Here is a 16974-nt window from a genome sequence, read left to right as displayed (position 1 = left end):
GTCAGCGGTCCTTTCCCTGGCGGGCCGCCGCGAGGCGGACCGCGTCGAGGATCTTCTCGTAGCCCGTGCAGCGGCAGAGGTTGCCGGAGAGGGCCTCCCGGATGTCCTGGTCGGACGGGTCGGGGTCGGCCTCCAGCAGCGCGTCGGCCTGGACCAGCAGGCCCGGGGTGCAGAAGCCGCACTGCACGGCGCCCGCGTCGATGAACGCCTGCTGGACGGCGGAGAGTTCCGCGCCCCCGCCGGGGCGCGGGCCGCCCGCGCCGGGGCCGTGGGCCGACCAGCGCCTGGCCGCGTCCAGGGGGACGCCTTCCGTGCCGCGGCCGCCGCCGGGGCCACCGGCCCCGCCGCGGCCGTGCTCCTCGCGCCGCCCGGCGAACTCGGCGAGGCCCTCGACGGTCACCACGTCGCGGCCCTCGACCTGTCCGGCGGCGACCAGGCAGGAGCAGACCGGGACGCCGTCGAGACGGACGGTGCAGGAGCCGCACTCGCCCTGCTCGCAGGCGTTCTTGGAGCCCGGCAGGCCCAGCCGCTCCCGCAGCACGTAGAGGAGGGACTCGCCCTCCCAGACGTCGTCGGCCTCCTGCGGCCGGCCGTTGACGGTGAAATTGACGCGCATCGTTACGCAGCCCCTTCGGACGGGCGGCCGTTTCCGGTACCGCGGTACTGCTCCCACGTCCAGACCAGCTGGCGGCGGGCCAGGACGGCGATCGCGTGCCGGCGGTACTTCGCCGTGCCGCGGACGTCGTCGATCGGGTTGGCCGCGCCGGAGGCGAGGTCGCCGAACCGGGTGGCGATCGAGGGGGTGAGGACCCGGCCGGACTCCCAGAAGCCGCCCTCTTCGAGCGCGGCGTTCAGGAACTCCTCGGCGGTCTTCGCCCGGACGGGTGTCGGCGCCGCCGAACCGATGCCGGTGCGGACCGTGCGGGTCCGCGGGTGCAGCGCCAGGCCGAAGGCGCAGACCGCGATGACCATCGCGTTGCGGGAGCCGACCTTGGAGTACTGCTGGGGGCCGTCCGCCTTGTGGACGTGGACGGCCCTGATCAGCTCGTCGGGGGCCAGCGCGTTGCGTTTGACCCCGGTGTAGAAGGCGTCGATCGGGATCAGCCGGGAGCCCCGGACGGATTCCGCCTCGACCTCGGCCCCGGCCGCGAGGAGCGCGGGGTGGCAGTCTCCGGCGGGCGAGGCGCAGCCCAGGTTGCCGCCGACGCTGCCGCGGTTGCGGATCTGCGGGGAGGCGACGGTGTGCGAGGCGAGCGCGAGCCCCGGCAGCTCGGTGCGCAGGTTCTCGATGATCCGCGTGTACGGGACGCAGGCGCCCAGCCGGACCACGTCCTCGCCGACCTCCCACTCCCCCAGCGGGCCGATGCGGTTGAGGTCCAGGAGGTGCTCCGGCCGGCGGTGGTCGAAGTTGATCTCGACCATCACGTCGGTGCCGCCCGCGATCGGCACGGCCGTGGGGAACTCCGCCTTGGCGGCGAGTGCCTCCCCCCAGCTGGCGGGGCGAAGGAAGTCCATGCGCGGCTCTCTTCTTCTCGTCCTTCTCGTCCTTCTCGTCCTCTCGACCGGGTCGGCCCGGTCGAGAGGGTCGTGCGGTGCGTCGTGCCCGGTGCGTCGTATGTTGTCGGGTCGGCCCGGGGACGCCGGCCCGGTGGGGAGCCAGTAGACAAGCCCCCGTCCGCCGGGTGCAGTCACCGAAACCATGAAGGAGTTGGCTGGCCCCCTCTCCCGTCTTGTAGATTCGTATGAAAGGCAGGATGCGACAACCTGCCCGATTTTCGACGGCACCATTCGAGACAGATCGGCGGCGACATCGTGCGGCTTCGCGCACTGCTGGAAACCGAGGCCCTGGGGCTGCGGCTGCTGGGCGGCGAGGACGAGCTCGACCGGACGGTCCGCGGGGTCATGACGACCGATCTGCGCGACCCCAGCCGGTACCTCTCCGGGGGCGAGCTCGTCCTGACCGGCCTGGCCTGGCGCAGGAGCGCGGCCGACTCCGAACCGTTCGTCCGCATCCTCACGGCCTCCGGGGTGGCGGGCCTGGCGGCGGGCGAGGCGGAGCTGGGCGACATCCCCGACGATCTCGTCGCGGCCTGCCGCGCCGGCCGGCTGCCGCTCTTCGCCGTGGACGAGGACGTCGCGTTCGCCACGATCACGGAGCACGTGGTGCGCCAGGTCTCCGGCGAGCGCGCCGGGGACCTCGCGGCCGTCGTGGACCGCCACCGGCGCCTGATGACCTCGGGCCCGGCCGGCGGCGGACCCGAGGTCGTCCTGGACCTGCTCACCACCGACCTCGACCTGCGGGCCTGGGTGCTCTCGCCCACCGGCCGGCAGATCGCCGGGGCCGGTGAGCCGCTGGCGCCGCCGGTGTGCGCGGCGCTGGCCGGCGAGCACCTCGCGGCGGTCCGCACCGGCCGCAGGGGCCCGCACCGGGTCTCCGTCCAGGGTGTCACCTACTCCCTCTTCCCGGTCCGCGGGAACGGCCGCGGACCGGACGGCCGGCCCGCGCGCGACGTGCGCGAGAGCGTGCTGTCCGACTGGCTGCTGGCGGTCGAGGCCGACGCGGGCGACTGGCCGGCCGAACGCCTGGACCTGCTCCAGGGTGTCACCCAGCTGATCGCCGTCGAGCGGGACCGGCGCGACGCGGCCCGTACCGTCCGCCGCCGTCTGGCCCAGGAGGTGCTGGAGCTGGTCCAGACGGGCGCCGCGCCCGCCGAGACCGCCGCCCGGCTGCGGGTGGCGGCCCCGGTGCTGCTGCCCGGGCTGGGCGCCGCCCCGCACTGGCAGGTCGTGGTGGCCCGGGTCGAGTGGGAGGACGGCCCGGTGCCCGGCGGCCCGGTGGCCCAGTCCCTGCTGGAGGAGATCCTCGTCGACCCGTCCCTGCCGGGGCCCGAGCCCTCGGACCGGATCGCGGTGGCCCACCTGGGTGACGAGGCCGTCGCCCTCGTCCCGCTGCCCGCGCCGTCCGGGGAGGGCGAGGAGCCCGGCGCGGCCCTGCACGCGGACGAGCTGCTCGCGGCCGTACGGGGCCCCCTGGCGGCCGGTCTGGCCGACGACGGCCGGCTCACCCTGGGCGTCAGCGCGGCCGTGCACTCCGCGGAGGGGCTGCGCGGGGCGCTGGAGGAGGCCCGGCACGCCCGCCGGGTCGCCGCGGCCCGGCCGGGCCGGGTCTGCGCGGCGGGCCACCACGAGCTGGCCTCGCACGTGCTGCTGCTGCCGTTCGTGCCGGACGACGTGCGCCGCGCCTTCACCGCACGGCTGCTGGACCCGCTGCGGGAGTACGACCGGCGCCACCGCGCGGAGCTCATCCCGACGCTGGAGGCGTTCTTGGACTGCGACGGCTCGTGGACCCGGTGCGCGGCCCGGCTGCACCTGCACGTCAACACCCTGCGCTACCGGGTCGGGCGAATCGAGCAGTTGACGGGACGGGACCTGTCCCGGCTGGAGGACAAGCTCGACTTCTTCCTGGCACTGCGGATGAGCTGAGAAGATCCGCTCCGCCGCCCGCCGGACCGGCCCCACCACGCCTGACGAGGCCTCCGGACTTTGTGAAAATGTTCACCCGACCCCTTGGCCGATCACCGCTGTTCGTGCTCTCATTTCGCCCCAGGGCTCAATGATGTGCCGCTCGGTCGCTTTGGGGAGGGCAATGTGGCGGACACCGCCATGTCCGGTGCCGGAACTACCGGGGGGGACGACCCCCTCCAGCGGGCGATATGGCGGCTGCGCTCACGCGGCTGTTGGACCGACGCGGCGGCCCTGCTGACGCCGCACCTGGGCAACGCCGGAGCGGCCGTGCAGCGGACCGCGCTGCTGGGCGAGCGGTGCCTGTTCACCGGCCGGGGCTGGGCGGAGGCCGAGGACGCGCTGCGGACCGCGGAGGCGGTGGCGCGCGAAGACGACGAGCGCGGCGCCGCCGCCTGCGAACGCGGCCACCTGGCCTACGCCGCCACCGTGCTCGGCGTCCGCGACCGGGCCGACGAGGCCCGCTCGGCCCTGGGCCGGGCGGCGGCCCTGCTCGCCCCCGGGTCGCGGACCAGGCCGCTGCTGGACTTCCGCCGCGGCCTGGTCGCGGAACACCTGGCCGACGCCCCGCAGTCGGCCCGCCCCGCGTACCGGCGGGCGCACGAAGGGGCCCTGGCCCACGGGGACACGCTCCTGCTCTCCTTCACCTGGCGGCACCTGGCCGCGCTGGCCCTGCGGGACGGCGAGGTGGCCGAGGCCCGCTCGGGCTTCGCGGAGTCCCTGCGCATCCGGGAGGAGCTGGGCTTCCTGATCGGCACGGCCCCGGCGCTGGCCGCGCTGGCCGAGGCCGAGCCCGAACCGGAGGCGGCCCGGCTGCGCGCGGAGGCGCGGCGCCTCTTCCACCTGCTGGGCGGCATCCCGACCTGGCTGGCGGACCAGCTCCACCCGGCGCCGGCCCCCCTGCCGGAGGGTGCCTGACGGCCCGGGGTTCGGGCGGCCGGGTTCAGGCGGCCGGGTTCAGGCGGGGCAGCAGGCGAGGTGTTCGCGGACGAGGGACTCCACCACCGGGAGGTCGCCCGCGATCAGCGCGTCCAGCAGGGCCGAGTGTTCCGCCGCGTCGGCGACCAGGTCGGCGCGGCGCACGCGCGGGGCGCCCGGCAGGGGCCACTGGGCGCGGCGGTGGAGCTCCTCGGCCACCTGGACCAGCCGGCCGTTGCCGGCCAGGGAGAGGACCTCCCGGTGGAAGGCCCGGTCCGCCTCCGCGTAGCCCGGCAGGTCGCCCGCCGCCGCGGCCGTGACCGTGGCGCAGGCCGCCGGGCGCAGGGTCTCCCAGATGTCCGCGGGGACGGCCCGCGCCAGCCGGAGCATGACCGGCACTTCGAGCAGCGCCCGGACCTCGGCCAGCTCGGCCAGCTCGCGGGGGGTGCGGGACAGGACGCGGAAGCCCCGGTTGGGGAGGCACTCCACCGCCCCCTCCAGGGCCAGTTGCTGCATCGCCTCGCGCACCGGGGTCGCGGAGACCCCGAACCGCTCCCCCAGCACCGGGCCCGAGTAGATCTGCCCCGGCGCCAGTTCCCCGTCGACCAGTGCGGCGCGCAGGGCGTCGAGGATCTGCCCGCGCACCGAATGGCGCGACACCTTGCGCGGTGGTCCCGGCACGTACCGCACCGCTGTGACCACCGGTTCCGCCGGCACCCGGGTCCGGGCCGCTTCACGCACTCGGTCCTCCTCCAGGTTTCGACCGCTCCCGAGAATAGTTGACGGTGCACGGTCGGTGACGATACGGATCGACAGGGATCAGGTAAGGTAAGGCTTACCTGTCCACAATCGCGCGATCCGGTGGTCCGTCATGCCCGGCACAGCCGCTCACGCCCTGCCGTCCCCCCGACCCGCCCCGCACGCCCCGCCCGCCTCCGCGACGGCGGGCGCGTACGCCCGGCTGACCGAGGTCTTCGGCGGGCTGCGGATCGAGGAACGGACCCCGGAGGAGCCCGCACCCCGGGGCGCGGGATGGGTCGGAGCGGACGAACTGGCGGCCGGCGGACCGGCCCTGGACGCCTTCCTCGCCTGGGACGACGCCCAGGTCCTGCGGGACTACGGGAGCCGGGGCCGCCCCGATGTGATCGCCTCCTTCGGGCTGCACCGGTACGCGTGGCCCGCCTGCCTGCTCTTCACCGTCCCGTGGTTCCTGCACCGCAGGGTCCCCCGCCTGCCCGCCGCCGGGGTGGCCTTCCACCGGGCCACCGGCCGGATGTCCGTACGCGTCGAGGGCTTCGCCTGTCTGCCGGACGATCCGGCCGCCGCCCTCCCCGGGGCCCGGGTCGTCCCCGGCGAGGAGGCGCTGCGCGACGAGGTGCGGACCGCCGTGGCCGAGCACCTCGGGCCCGTGCTGGAAGGTTTCGGCCCGCGGCTGCGCCGGGGCCGCCGCGCCCTGTGGGGCATGGTCACCGACGAGGTCGTCGAGAGCCTCTGGTACATCGGGCAGCTGCTCGGCGAGGAGGACCGGGCCATGGCCGGGCTGGAGGGGCTGCTGCCCGGCGGGGCGGCCCCCTACACGGGCGGCGCGGGCTTCCGTACGCTCACGGGCCCCGGCGGGCGGGAGCTGCCCACGCGGGACCGGGCCAGTTGCTGCTTCTTCTACACGATCCGGCCCGAGGACACCTGCGTCACCTGCCCCCGGACCTGCGACGCGGACCGCGTCGCGCGCCTCACCGCCGCCGCCTGAACCCACCCGAACGGGTGGCCGCACTCGAACACAACCCGGCTCGTACGGGTGCCAGTTCGAGCGACAACACCCTATCCGGCGGGACCCGCCCCTCATTGGCGTCCATTTGCCCCGAAACCCGCGTGCGGAGCGGACCGGCTGCGTCACTATGACGCCCGGAAAGCCGCATACGCGAGGCAGAGGCAAGGGACATCCGCATGAGACTGACCGACATATCGCTGGACTGGCTGCTGCCCGGCAGCCTGCTGATCCTGGGCGTACTTGCGGCAGTTGCGGTACTGGCCCGGGGCAAGCGGGAAGGCGAGAAGGCAGCGGCCGAGGACACCTGGGAGCGCAGCGAGGAGCGGCGGCGCCGCAAGGAGGCCGTCTACGGGAGCGCCTCGTACGTCCTGCTCTTCTGCTGTGCGGCGGTCGCCGCCGCGCTCTCCTTCCACGGGCTGGTCGGCTTCGGCCGGCAGAACCTGAACCTCTCCGGGGGCTGGGAGTACCTGGTTCCGTTCGGCCTCGACGGCGCGGCCATGTTCTGCTCGGTGCTCGCCGTCCGCGAGGCCAGCCACGGGGACGCGGCCCTCGGGTCGCGGCTGCTGGTCTGGCTCTTCGCGGGCGCCGCCGCCTGGTTCAACTGGGTGCACGCGCCACGGGGCATGGGACACGACGGCGCTCCGCAGTTCTTCGCCGGGATGTCGCTCTCGGCCGCGGTCCTCTTCGACCGGGCCCTGAAACAGACCCGCCGGGCGGCCCTGCGGGAACAGGGCCTGATCCCGCGGCCGTTGCCGCAGATCAGGATGGTCCGCTGGCTGCGGGCGCCCCGGGAGACCTTCGGCGCGTGGTCGCTCATGCTGCTGGAGGGGGTGCGCACCCTCGACGAGGCCGTGGACGAGGTGCGCGAGGACAAGAAGGAGAAGGAACAGGACCGGCACCGCAGGCGGGAGCAGCACCGTCTGGACCGCGCCCACATCAAGGCGCTGGGCCGCCAGCACCGGGCGTTCGGACGTGCCCGCGCCCGGCAGGTCGACCTGCCGGGGCTGGCCCCCGGGACGGGCTCCGCGCCGGTCGGCGCGGAGCCCGCCATACCGGAAACGGGACAACTGCCCCCGTACCCCAGGTCACCGCTGGCCGCTCCCCCCGGCCGGCTCTCCCTGCAGGCCGTGGGCGGGACCGACCCGGCTGAGGCCGCGGCCGGGACCCGGACGGTGGACCTCACCGCCGAGGACGACACCCAGACCCTTCCCCGACTCGACTCCCTGGAGCGCAAACTGAAGGACCTGGAGCAGCAGTTCGGCTGAGCCCGGACCGGCCCTCCCGGCCGGCACGGCCAGCCGGACCAACATCCGGACCTACGACGTGGGGCCCGCCTCTCCTCAGGCGGGCCCCACGTCGTAGGTGCCGCCGTAGGTGGCCTCGTACGCGTCGCACGAACCGCCCGCCTTGCCTTCGAGTTCGAACCACACCACCTTGCCGCGGCCCAGCGGCGGGGTGTCCACGCCCCAGGTGTCGGCGAGCGCCTCCACCAGCACCAGGCCGCGGCCGTGCGTACCGTCGTCGACGGTCGGTACGTACGGGCGGGGCCGGCGGGTGGCGTAGTCGCGGACCTCCACCCGCAGCCGGGTCGCGGCGAGGCTCACGGACACCTCCGCGCCCTGGCCGGTGTGGACGAGGGCGTTGGTGACCAGCTCGGTGACCAGCAGCTCCGCCGCCTCGGTGGCGTCGGGCCGACACCTGGGGCGCATCAGCTCCCGCAGCGCTCCCCGGACCTCGCCCACCGCCCTCAGGTCCGCCCGGCGCACGCTGCGGGTGATCCGCAGCGCGTCGGGAGCGGCGGAGCCGCCCCCGGCGGACGCCCCGCACGGGTCGGGCCTTCCCCGCCCCCACTGTTTCCCGGTCTTCGCCCCCATCCGCACGGCGATGTACCTCCCGCGTCCGTCCTGCTCGAACTGGCCTACGGGATGCATGCCCCCGGGGCCGGGCCGCACTCCTGCGGGCTCACGGAAGTGGCACGTCGCGGAGGCCGGAACGGGCCATCTGGATCAGTGTGCCAACACCGCCCGTCCGTACGAACTCGCTCACCGACCGTGCGGAACCAGCCAGCATCCCCCGCACCGATCCGGGGCGGCCCACCGCCGCGACGTCGGGATTCCTGTCCGTCGTCCCGTACGGCGGCAGGCCGGAAATCATCGGCTCCCACTCCACCCTTTTCAGGGGGGAGTTGTTGAACAACACCACTTTGACGGTCAGGCCGTACTGCACCAGCGTGAGGAAATCTCCCCGGCGTTTACGGGAGTCCCGTGCCGGGCAAGGTCGGCGGATCTCACGCGCGAGCGGCCTCGCGGGCCCCGGCCGGCCGAGGACGACCGGGGCTGACACCGGTGGCCGGGCAGGGCGCTACGCGCCCACCGGGTTGTACGGTCCGTCGAGCCAGAACTGCCGGCCCCTCGCGTCGGCCGTGATGCCGAAGCGCGTGAGGTGGGGCCGGTCCTGTTCCTCGTACCAGGTCCAGGCGGCCGTCACCTCCGCCCAGAGGTCACGCGGCCCCCACGAGCGGACCGCCTCCGCCGCCCACCAGTCGGCGTAGCTGACGATGGTGGCCGACGTACCGGCCTCGTCCACGAACTGGACCTTCCTCTCCTCTCCTTCTCCGCGGTGCGAGTACGAGACGTCCGGCACCTGGAGGCCGATGGCGAAGTCCTGGAGGTGTCCCCCTCCGAGGACTTGCTCAGGGGCGATCGGCGACGGACGCGTGAGCGACTCCTCGGGGACGCGCAGGTCGACGGTGGGCCGTTCGCTGCGGACCCACATGAACGAGGACTCCCCCGCGAACCGCCCGTGCGCGATGCCGTCGTCCACCCGCAGGTCCAGCAGTCCCGCATTGCTGTACGCCGTGCCGAACGGGGTGAGGATCGTCCCGCCGCGTGCGGTCTGCGTGATCCACGCGCGGGGGATGCGGCGGACCGCGGCCGTGCTGATGATCCGGTCGAACGGGGCCTTGCCCGGCGCCCCCAGGAGACCGTCACCGTGCACCAGCTCCGGCGCGTAGCCCGCCGATTCGAGGTTGTCCGCTGCTCGGACGGCCAGTTCCGCGTCGACCTCCACGGACGTGACCCGGCCCGGCGTCACCCGCTCGCACAGCAACGCCGTGTTGTACCCCGAGCCGGTGCCGATCTCCAGGACGCGATGGTTCTCCTGGAGACCCAGGTGGTGGAGCTTGCGCAGCACGATCTCCGGCGCGGAGACCGACGAGGTGAAGGTGCCGGCCGCCGGGCCCTCCGGGGCCGTGCGGCCGTCGTTCATCTGCGTGACCACCGACTGGTGCGGGTTCCAGACGGCGCGCCCCCACCCCTCGGCGTCGACGTCACGGTCCACGAACTCCCACAGGCCCTCGGTGTCCCGCGTGGGCAGCCACAGGGCCGAAGGGACGAACGCCTCCCGGTCGACGGTGTCGAACGCGGACGCGATCCATCCCTCCCGGAGCAGTCCCATGGTCTCCAGTGCCGTGCGGCAGACCGCGCGGTTCACTTCTTGCCCGGTGCGGACGGGGTGGACGGCTGCGGTACCGGACGGGCGGTGTCGGGGCTGGGCTTGTCCTCCGGCGGCGTCCACGGCTTGTCCTGCGGCTTTCCGGCGTGCTTGCCCTCGGCCATGGTGTTCTCCTGTCGTTTCGTCGAACTCGTCGGATCGTCGGATTTCGCATCGTGCGGACACCCGCCCCCGGAGCCACCGGGAGCGGGTGTCCGCGGCCTCACCACCCTGACGGGCGGCGGCCCGGAACGGGCAGAGCGGCGGGTGGCCGACCTCACCGGCACCCGCGCTCTGCCGCCCCTCCACCGTCGTCGACCAGACCGACGGCGGGTCTATGAGGACTCGGCACACGAGTCCGGTGCGGCCCCCACCCACTGGGCCGCGGTACTGGCCGCATCCGATGCGGATGCCAGCCATTCGATTTCCTCCGCCTTTCGCCGCCTTGCCGACATCGCGGCTTCGAGTGCCTGGAGGAACTCCTCGTCGTAGCGGTAGCCGGCCGGCACGGCTACTCCCCCGCGTGCGGGTGGAGTTGGATCTCGCGTTCCACCGCCGCCGCCTCGGCGCGGTCGTACGCGTCCGAGCGGGGATCACGAAGGCGCAGCCACTGCGCGAACAGGGCGCCGCACACGTCGCAACCACGAGCGGGCCGCGGTATGGGCGGGAACGAGGTAGGGGCCTCGTCCTTCTCGCCCTCGACGGTCGAGCCGGGTTCGCACGACATGGGTCACTCCTCACCGCAACTGCGCTGCTACGCTCAGTGGTTGCAGGAATCAGATTGGCACTCACGGGCATTCATTGCAACTGCCTGAGCAAGATCTACAAAATTGCATATTCGCCTCCGAGCGGCCCTGGTTGTGGAAACATGCGTCCACCTGGCATCGGAAGGCCGACAAGGAAAGGGGAGGCCATGAGCGCACCCTCAGTGCGCCGGCGTCGGCTGGGTGCGGAGCTTCGCACCCTCCGGGAGCGGGCCGGTCAGAAGCTGGACGACATCGCCCGTCAGATCGGGCACGGCTACGACGGGCCGCGACTGTCACGCGTGGAGCGGGGACAACTCGGCATCAAGCCGGACGCCTTGAACGCGCTGCTCGACGCCTACTCCGTCGAGGACGTCGCCAAGCGGGACCTCCTCCTCGCGCTGGCGCGTGACGGCGCACGGCGCGGGTGGTGGCAGACGTACCGCGACATCATCTCGCCCGCCTACGCGGAGCTGATCAGCCTGGAAGCGGACGCGAAGAGCCTGCGTTCCTACCAGACTCAGCTGATCACCGGACTGCTCCAGACCGCCTCGTATGCCCGGGCGACGATGAGCGCCATCAACCCGACGTCAACGGCGGAAGAGGTGGAGGCCCTCGTACAGGTCCGCATGGGACGTCAGGCCGTGCTGACGCGTCCCGCGCCGCTGGAGGTCTGGGCGATCCTCCACGAGGCCGCGCTCCATCCGAAACTGGGCCCGAGGGTGATGCGGGATCAGCTCCGCCACCTGCTCGACCTGATGGACATCCCGAGCGTCGCCATACAGATCCTCCCCTTGGACGCGCCTCCCCACCCCGGGATGAGTGGGCCGTTCACGGTGCTGGGGTTCCCCGAGAGCGCCGACCTGGACGTCGTGCTCGTGGAGCACCTGGCCAGTGCTCTGTATGTTGAGAACGCCGCAGATGTGTCGGTCTACGGGAGTGCTTTCGAGCATCTCAGGGCCCACGCCCTCCCGTTCGACGCATCGGCCGACCTCATCGCAACACTCATGAAGGATCTGAAATGACCGTCATCTCGAACTCCTCGGCCTCCGGACTCATCTGGACGAAGAGCAGCTACAGCGAGGGTGCTACCAACTGCCTGGAGGTCGCCCACGGCGTCTGCGGCGCCGTGCCCGTCCGTGACTCCAAGGTGCCCGCCGGTCCGGCACTCGTCTTCGGCGACTCCCACTGGGGCGTGTTCCTGAACGCCGTCAAGGGTGGCCGGCTCTGACGACCGGCCGTCGGGGCGCCCGCTTCCACCACGTGGGGAGCGGGCGTCCCCTTGCCCGGGGAGGCCGGCAGGCCCAGCAGTCCTAGGGAAGTGGCACGTTGCGGAGGTTGGAGCGGGCCATCTGGATCATTCTGCCGACCCCGCCCGTCAGTACGATCTTGCTCGCCGACAGTGCGAAACCAGCCACCATGTCCGCACTGATCCGGGGCGGGATCGACAGCGCGTTGGGGTCGGTGACCACGTCCACCAGGGCCGGACCCGGGTGCCGGAAAGCATCCCGCAGGGCCGCCGTGAGCTGCTTGGGCTTCTCCACCCGCACCCCGTACGCACCCGCCGCCCGGGCCACCGCCGCGAAGTCGGGGTTCTTGTTCGTCGTCCCGTAGGACGGCAGGCCGGAAACCATCATCTCCAACTCCACCATCCCCAGGGCGGAGTTGTTGAACAACACCACTTTGACGGGCAGGTCGTACTGCACCAGCGTGAGGAAATCTCCCATCAGCATGGAGAAACCGCCGTCGCCCGACATCGACACCACTTGACGGTTCCGGTCGGTGAACTGCGCGCCGATGGCCTGCGGGAGGGCGTTGGCCATGGAGCCGTGGCTGAACGAGCCGATGATGCGCCGCTTGCCGTTCGGGGAAAGGTAGCGCGCCGCCCACACGTTGCACATCCCGGTGTCGACGGTGAAGACGGCGTCTTCGTCGGCCAGTTCGTCGAGGACGGCCGCCACGTACTCGGGGTGGATCGGCGTGTGCTTGTCCACCTTGCGCGTGTACGCCTTCACCACCCCCTCCAGCGTGTCCGCGTGCTTCTTCAGCATCCGGTCCAGGAAGCGGCGGTCCGTCTTGGCCCGCACCCGGGTGTTCAGGGCGCGCAGGGTCTCCCGTACGTCTCCCCAGACCCCCAGTTCGAGCTGGGAGCGGCGGCCGAGGCGTTCGGGGCGGATGTCCACCTGGACGATCTTCACGTCGTCGGGGAGGAACGCGTTGTACGGGAAGTCCGTGCCGAGCAGGATCAGCAGGTCGCACTCGTGGGTGGCCTCGTAGGCGGCGCCGTAGCCGAGGAGTCCGCTCATGCCGACGTCGTACGGGTTGTCGTACTGGATGAATTCCTTGCCGCGCAGGGCGTGGCCGACGGGTGCCTTGACGCGGCCCGCGAACTCCATCACCTCGGCGTGCGCCCCGGCGGTGCCGCTGCCGCAGAAGAGGGTGACCTTGTCGGCCTCGTCCACGAGCCGGACCAGCTTCTCGATCTCGCCGTCGCCGGGCCGCACGGTGGGGCGCGCGGTCACCAGCGCGCATTCGGCGGCCTTCTCCGGGGCGGGCAGGGAGGCGACGTCCCCGGGCAGCGCGACCACGCTGACCCCGCCGAGGCCCACGGCGTGCTGGACGGCGGTCTGGAGCAGCCGGGGCATCTGGGCGGGGTGGGAGATGAGTTCGCTGTAGTGGCTGCACTCGCGGAAGAGCTGGTCGGGGTGGGTCTCCTGGAAGTAGCCGAGGCCGATCTCGGCGGAGGGGATCTGCGAGGCGAGGGCGAGGACCGGGGCCATCGAGCGGTGGGCGTCGTAGAGGCCGTTGATCAGGTGGAGGTTGCCCGGGCCGCAGGAGCCCGCGCAGGCGGCGAGACGGCCGGTGATCTGGGCCTCGGCTCCGGCCGCGAAGGCGGCGCTCTCCTCGTGGCGGACCTGGACCCAGTCGATGCCGCCCGTCCGGCGGATCGCGTCGACCACGGGGTTGAGGCTGTCACCGACGACCCCGTACATCCGCCGCACACCCGCGCGCACGAGGATGTCGACGAACTGCTCCGCCACGTTCTGCCTGGCCATGAGGGGCCCCTTCCGGTCGGCCGGTCCGCTCGCTCCGTCGCGTCCGCCTCCCATCCAGCCACGTGTGCGGCGGTTACGCCTCCCAGAGCGCGGCGGCGGTCCGGTCGTCGGCGTAGCCCTTGAGGCGGAGCTGGACGTCCGCGAGGAAAGCGGCGAGGCCCGGCGGCTCCGGCAGCGCCCAGCGCGCCGCGAGTTCGGCCGCGAGCAGCCCCTCCTCCCGCATCGGGGCCGCGAGCCCGCCGGAACAGAGCAGCAGGGTGTCCCCCGGCCGGGCCACGCAGGCGCGGAAACGGAAGCCACCGTGCGGCTCCGGGGCGGCGGGCCCGTCCGGCTCCAGGTCCTCCCAGCGGCCCGCCCGGAGCCGGAACAGCCCGCCCGAGCCGGCGCCGAAGCCGACCCGGGTGCGGCACTTCGGGTCGGCCGGGAGCAGCAGCCCGCGCAGCCCGGCCGTGTACGCCTCCTCGGTGAGTCCCCGCTGCGCCGCGCGGGCCCGCAGCAGCCCGTACCCCCGGTCGGTGAGCCGCTGGAGGCCCGAGCGGAGGGCGTCGCGGCGGCCGGTGCGCAGGTCGTCCACCAGGTGCTCCCGGCTGCGCCCGACGGCCGCCGCGACCGAACGGCACAGCTCGGCGGCGGCCTCCGCGGCCCAGGGCGCGGCCCGGTCCCCGCCGCCGAGGGCGACCAGGACCAGGGCTTCGGCTCCGGTGCCGAAGCGGGCGGTGAGCAGGAAGTCGCGGCGGGCCTCGCCGCGGAAGCGGGCGGAGTCCCCGCGGAAGGAGACGGTCCGCAGGACCGCGCCCCCGTAGCGGGCCCCGTCCAGGACCGTGTCGGGGGTCAGGGCGTCGAGGGCGTCCGGGTCGGCGGGCGGGAGGATGCCGGGCTCGGCGGCGTAGGTGGGGGCCCGGTCGCCGAGGTGGCGCACCTCGGGGCGCCCGCCGGGCTCCGTACCGGGGGTGGCGTCCGCCGCCGGGGAGACGGACGGCGCGGGCCCGGGTGGCGCCGGCGGAGGCCCGGCCGCCACCGTCGCGGGGCCGTCCGCCGCTCCGGGGCCGTCCGGCCGTTCGGCGGGCGGCACCGTCACCCGGCCGAGCGCGTACCCGGTCTCCCCCGCCGAACGGGGGTCACGGCGTACGGGGGGCGCGCCGGGCAGTACGGGCGGGTCGTGCGGGACGGTCACGGGGGCCGGGACGCGCCGGGGGCGCGGCAGGCGCGGCTCCGGCTCCGGCGGGCGCGACTCCGGCGGGACCGGCTCGCCCCTGCCTGGTTCGCCCCTGACCGGCTCCCCTGTGCCCGCTTCGCCCTTGACCAGCACCACCGCCGAGCGGAACCGGTGGTCCAGGGTGTCCCCGGGGTCGGCTCCGGCGCCCGTCTCCGGGTCCTCGTACAGCTTCTGCCACCAGTCGTCCGCGCCCCGCTGACTCATCCGCCCATTGTCGGGCGCCCGGGGGGACGAAGGGTGGTGAACGCGGGAAAAGGGCCCGCCGGGCCGCTACCCGGTGGGCCTTCCCCGGCCTCGGTGGCCACCCCCACCGCCGTGCGCGTCGCCGTGCGCGTCGCCGGACCCGGCAACAGACCCGCATCAGATCTCGCATCAGATCCGATACCGGGCGCATCACTCCCCCCGGGTCAATCCCCGCCAACTGCCGCATTACGCGGCGTGGCTACGGCGCAAAGGGCTGCCGGGAGGCGGTTGCCGGTACTGCGGTGGCATCGCCTTGGCGGAGAGGCGGCGGGTACGGCGATGATGGCGGGGGCGGGTTCGCGCCGTGGCCGCTTCCCGCCGGGAACAGCACGGAGAGTGGGGGTGGACGGGTTGCTGGGTGCGATCGGCCTGGACGAGGGGCAGGAGTCCGCGTACCGCGCGCTGGTGGCGCTGGGGGTGGCGGAAGTGCCCGACCTCGCGCACCGGCTGACCCTGCCGGTGCCCCAGACCGAACGGGCGCTGCGTCATCTGGAGCGGCACGGGCTGGCGGCGCAGTCCTCGGCCCGGCCGGGCCGGTGGGTCGCGGCCCCGCCGGGTGCCGCGCTCGGGGCCCTGCTCACCCAGCAGCGGCACGAGCTGGAGCAGGCGGAGCTGGCGGCGGCGCTGCTGGCGCGGGAGTACCGGGTGGAGGCGGCCGAGCCCGCGGTGCACGACCTGGTGGAGGTGGTGACGGGCGCGAGCGCGGTGGCGCACCGCTTCCACCAGCTCCAGCTGGGCGCGGTGGAGGAGGTGTGCGCGCTGGTCACCGGGCGCCCGCAGGTGGTGACGGGTGCGGCGAACGAGGCGGAGGAACGGGCCGCCGTCCGGGGGGTGGCCTACCGGGTGGTGATCGACCGGGAGGTGCTGACCCTGCCCCGGGGCGTCCGGGAGGTGTCGACGGCGCTGGCGCGGGGCGAGCGGGTCCGGGTGACGCGGCAGGTCCCGACGAAGCTGGTGATAGCGGACCGGTCGCTGGCGATGGTCCCGCTGACGGCGCGGGGGGCGGAGCCTGCGGCGCTGGTGGTGCACGCGTCGGGGCTGCTGGAGTCGTTGGCGGGCCTCTTCGAGGCGGTGTGGCGGGAGTCGCTGCCGCTGCGCCTGGGCATGACCGGCGCCCCCGAGCAGGCCGGGGGCGGGCCCGACGCCACGGACCTGGAGATCCTCTCCCTGCTGCTGGCCGGGATGACGGACGCGCGCGTGGCGAAACACCTGGAGCTGGGGCTGCGGACGGTCCAGCGCCGGGTCAAGGGGCTGATGGAGCTGTGCGGGGTCACGACCCGGCTCCAGCTCGGCTGGCACGCGTACGAACGGGGCTGGGTGGCCCGATAGCCGCCGGTCGGTCACGCTGGGCAGATGGATCTGCCTCAGGCGCTGCTGGTGGGGCTGGTGCTGCTGCTCGGGGTGGTCGGCGTCCTGGTCCCGGGCGTGCCGGGCACCTGGCTGGTGTGGGCGGGGCTGGTGTGGTGGGCGCTGCACGAACGATCGGCGCCGTCCTGGACCTTGCTGGTCTCGGCGACCGCCCTGCTGCTGGTGGTCCAGGTGGTGCAGTGGCTGCTGCCCCCGCGCCGGATACGGGGGGTGGCCGGGGCGACCACCCGGACGGCGGCGTACGCGGGCGCCGGTGCGGTACTGGGCTTCGTGCTGATCCCGGTGGTGGGGGCGGTCCCGGGTTTCGTGGGCGGCGTCTACCTCTGCGAACGGCTGCGGCTGCGCGGTCACGGCGAGGCCTGGGCGTCCACCCGGGTGGTGATGCGGGAGGTCGGGACGAGCGTGCTGGTGGAACTGCTCGCGTGCCTGCTGGTGGTGACGGCGTGGGTGGGGGTGGCGGTGTGGACGTAGGGGACATGGTGGGACGGAGAGGGGGGTGTGCGATCCGCTCAAGGGGCGGGGCGCGGGGGCGGGGGGCGGGGGGGGGCGCCCCCGCCCCCCCCCCCCCCGCGCCCGGGCGGGGGGGGGGGGGGGGGGGGCGCCTCGCCCGCGGGCGGGCGCGGCCCCCCGCCCCCCCCACCCCCCACA

At 74.0% G+C, this 16974-nt stretch carries 17 protein-coding genes and 1 pseudogene; 8 read left to right on the top strand and 10 right to left on the bottom strand.

What is annotated here, in order from left to right; all coding sequences use genetic code 11:
- Nucleotide 1: 1 nt before the first annotated feature.
- Both ACIA5F_RS23905 and ACIA5F_RS23900 read right to left on the bottom strand, forming a co-directional pair.
- Nucleotides 2–616: a (2Fe-2S)-binding protein gene (locus ACIA5F_RS23905; RefSeq protein ID WP_399356177.1), complete on the bottom strand. Its 615-nt coding sequence runs from the start codon at nt 614–616 to the stop codon at nt 2–4.
- A 2-nt stretch (nt 617–618) separates the two neighbouring features.
- Nucleotides 619–1515, bottom strand: coding sequence for an FAD binding domain-containing protein (locus ACIA5F_RS23900; RefSeq protein ID WP_399356173.1), 897 nt, complete (start codon nt 1513–1515; stop codon nt 619–621).
- A gap of 297 nt (nt 1516–1812) precedes the next feature.
- Here ACIA5F_RS23900 and ACIA5F_RS23895 point away from each other — a divergent pair, with 297 nt between their 5' ends.
- The gene (locus tag ACIA5F_RS23895) at nt 1813–3483 is read left to right on the top strand and encodes a PucR family transcriptional regulator (protein ID WP_399356171.1); all 1671 of its coding nucleotides are present in this window, start codon (nt 1813–1815) and stop codon (nt 3481–3483) included.
- A 180-nt stretch (nt 3484–3663) separates the two neighbouring features.
- Nucleotides 3664–4440, top strand: coding sequence for a hypothetical protein (locus tag ACIA5F_RS23890; protein ID WP_399356293.1), 777 nt, complete (start codon nt 3664–3666; stop codon nt 4438–4440).
- Nucleotides 4441–4479: 39 nt separating this feature from the next.
- Here ACIA5F_RS23890 and ACIA5F_RS23885 read toward each other — a convergent pair whose 3' ends face one another.
- Complete coding sequence (locus ACIA5F_RS23885; RefSeq protein WP_399356291.1) at nt 4480–5157, bottom strand: GntR family transcriptional regulator; 678 nt, start codon at nt 5155–5157, stop codon at nt 4480–4482.
- Between the two features lie 154 nt (nt 5158–5311).
- Between ACIA5F_RS23885 and ACIA5F_RS23880 the strand changes: the two genes are divergently transcribed.
- Together ACIA5F_RS23880 and ACIA5F_RS23875 are read left to right on the top strand one after the other, a co-directional pair.
- Complete coding sequence (locus ACIA5F_RS23880; RefSeq protein ID WP_399356169.1) at nt 5312–6187, top strand: (2Fe-2S)-binding protein; 876 nt, start codon at nt 5312–5314, stop codon at nt 6185–6187.
- Nucleotides 6188–6384: 197 nt separating this feature from the next.
- The gene (locus tag ACIA5F_RS23875; protein ID WP_399356167.1) at nt 6385–7473 is read left to right on the top strand and encodes a DUF2637 domain-containing protein; all 1089 of its coding nucleotides are present in this window, start codon (nt 6385–6387) and stop codon (nt 7471–7473) included.
- A gap of 75 nt (nt 7474–7548) precedes the next feature.
- On the opposite strand, the gene ACIA5F_RS23870 is transcribed toward ACIA5F_RS23875, so the two are convergent.
- The 5 genes and pseudogenes from ACIA5F_RS23870 to ACIA5F_RS23850 all read right to left on the bottom strand — a co-directional run bounded on the left by ACIA5F_RS23870 (nt 7549) and on the right by ACIA5F_RS23850 (nt 10427).
- Nucleotides 7549–7917 carry an ATP-binding protein gene (locus tag ACIA5F_RS23870; protein ID WP_399356289.1) on the bottom strand — a complete coding sequence of 123 codons (369 nt, stop codon included), beginning with the start codon at nt 7915–7917 and terminating at the stop codon, nt 7549–7551.
- 253 nt (nt 7918–8170) lie between these two features.
- Nucleotides 8171–8452 (bottom strand): annotated as a pseudogene (locus ACIA5F_RS23865) (ubiquinone-dependent pyruvate dehydrogenase); the annotation flags it as partial.
- Between the two features lie 117 nt (nt 8453–8569).
- A complete protein-coding gene (locus ACIA5F_RS23860; protein WP_399356165.1) occupies nt 8570–9664 on the bottom strand; it encodes a methyltransferase domain-containing protein in 1095 nt (364 codons plus the stop codon).
- 32 nt (nt 9665–9696) lie between these two features.
- Entirely contained in the window at nt 9697–9825 is a 129-nt protein-coding gene (locus ACIA5F_RS23855) for a hypothetical protein (RefSeq protein WP_399356163.1), read from the bottom strand.
- A gap of 386 nt (nt 9826–10211) precedes the next feature.
- Nucleotides 10212–10427, bottom strand: coding sequence for a hypothetical protein (locus ACIA5F_RS23850; protein ID WP_399356161.1), 216 nt, complete (start codon nt 10425–10427; stop codon nt 10212–10214).
- Nucleotides 10428–10613: 186 nt separating this feature from the next.
- On the opposite strand from ACIA5F_RS23850, the gene ACIA5F_RS23845 reads away from it, so the two are divergent.
- Nucleotides 10614–11468, top strand: coding sequence for a helix-turn-helix domain-containing protein (locus ACIA5F_RS23845; protein WP_399356159.1), 855 nt, complete (start codon nt 10614–10616; stop codon nt 11466–11468).
- On the top strand, nt 11465–11674 hold the full coding sequence (locus ACIA5F_RS23840) for a DUF397 domain-containing protein (RefSeq protein ID WP_399356157.1): 210 nt from the start codon (nt 11465–11467) through the stop codon (nt 11672–11674). Before ACIA5F_RS23845 ends, ACIA5F_RS23840 begins: the two co-directional genes overlap by 4 nt.
- A gap of 82 nt (nt 11675–11756) precedes the next feature.
- Here the strand turns inward: ACIA5F_RS23840 and ACIA5F_RS23835 are convergent, their stop codons facing one another.
- Together ACIA5F_RS23835 and ACIA5F_RS23830 are read right to left on the bottom strand one after the other, a co-directional pair.
- Complete coding sequence (locus ACIA5F_RS23835) at nt 11757–13499, bottom strand: pyruvate dehydrogenase (RefSeq protein WP_399356155.1); 1743 nt, start codon at nt 13497–13499, stop codon at nt 11757–11759.
- Between the two features lie 73 nt (nt 13500–13572).
- Nucleotides 13573–14919: a protein phosphatase 2C domain-containing protein gene (locus ACIA5F_RS23830; RefSeq protein WP_399356154.1), complete on the bottom strand. Its 1347-nt coding sequence runs from the start codon at nt 14917–14919 to the stop codon at nt 13573–13575.
- Between the two features lie 390 nt (nt 14920–15309).
- Here ACIA5F_RS23830 and ACIA5F_RS23825 point away from each other — a divergent pair, with 390 nt between their 5' ends.
- Both ACIA5F_RS23825 and ACIA5F_RS23820 read left to right on the top strand, forming a co-directional pair.
- Nucleotides 15310–16287 carry a helix-turn-helix domain-containing protein gene (locus tag ACIA5F_RS23825; protein ID WP_399356287.1) on the top strand — a complete coding sequence of 326 codons (978 nt, stop codon included), beginning with the start codon at nt 15310–15312 and terminating at the stop codon, nt 16285–16287.
- 24 nt (nt 16288–16311) lie between these two features.
- Entirely contained in the window at nt 16312–16797 is a 486-nt protein-coding gene (locus ACIA5F_RS23820; RefSeq protein ID WP_399356152.1) for a DUF456 domain-containing protein, read from the top strand.
- Nucleotides 16798–16974: the final 177 nt, after the last annotated feature.

It is taken from the genome of Streptomyces sp. NPDC051567 (assembly GCF_044454165.1).
Taxonomy (GTDB): domain Bacteria; phylum Actinomycetota; class Actinomycetes; order Streptomycetales; family Streptomycetaceae; genus Streptomyces.
The sequence above is the reverse complement of the archived record's forward strand: the minus strand, read 5'-3'. Positions and strand labels throughout refer to the sequence as shown.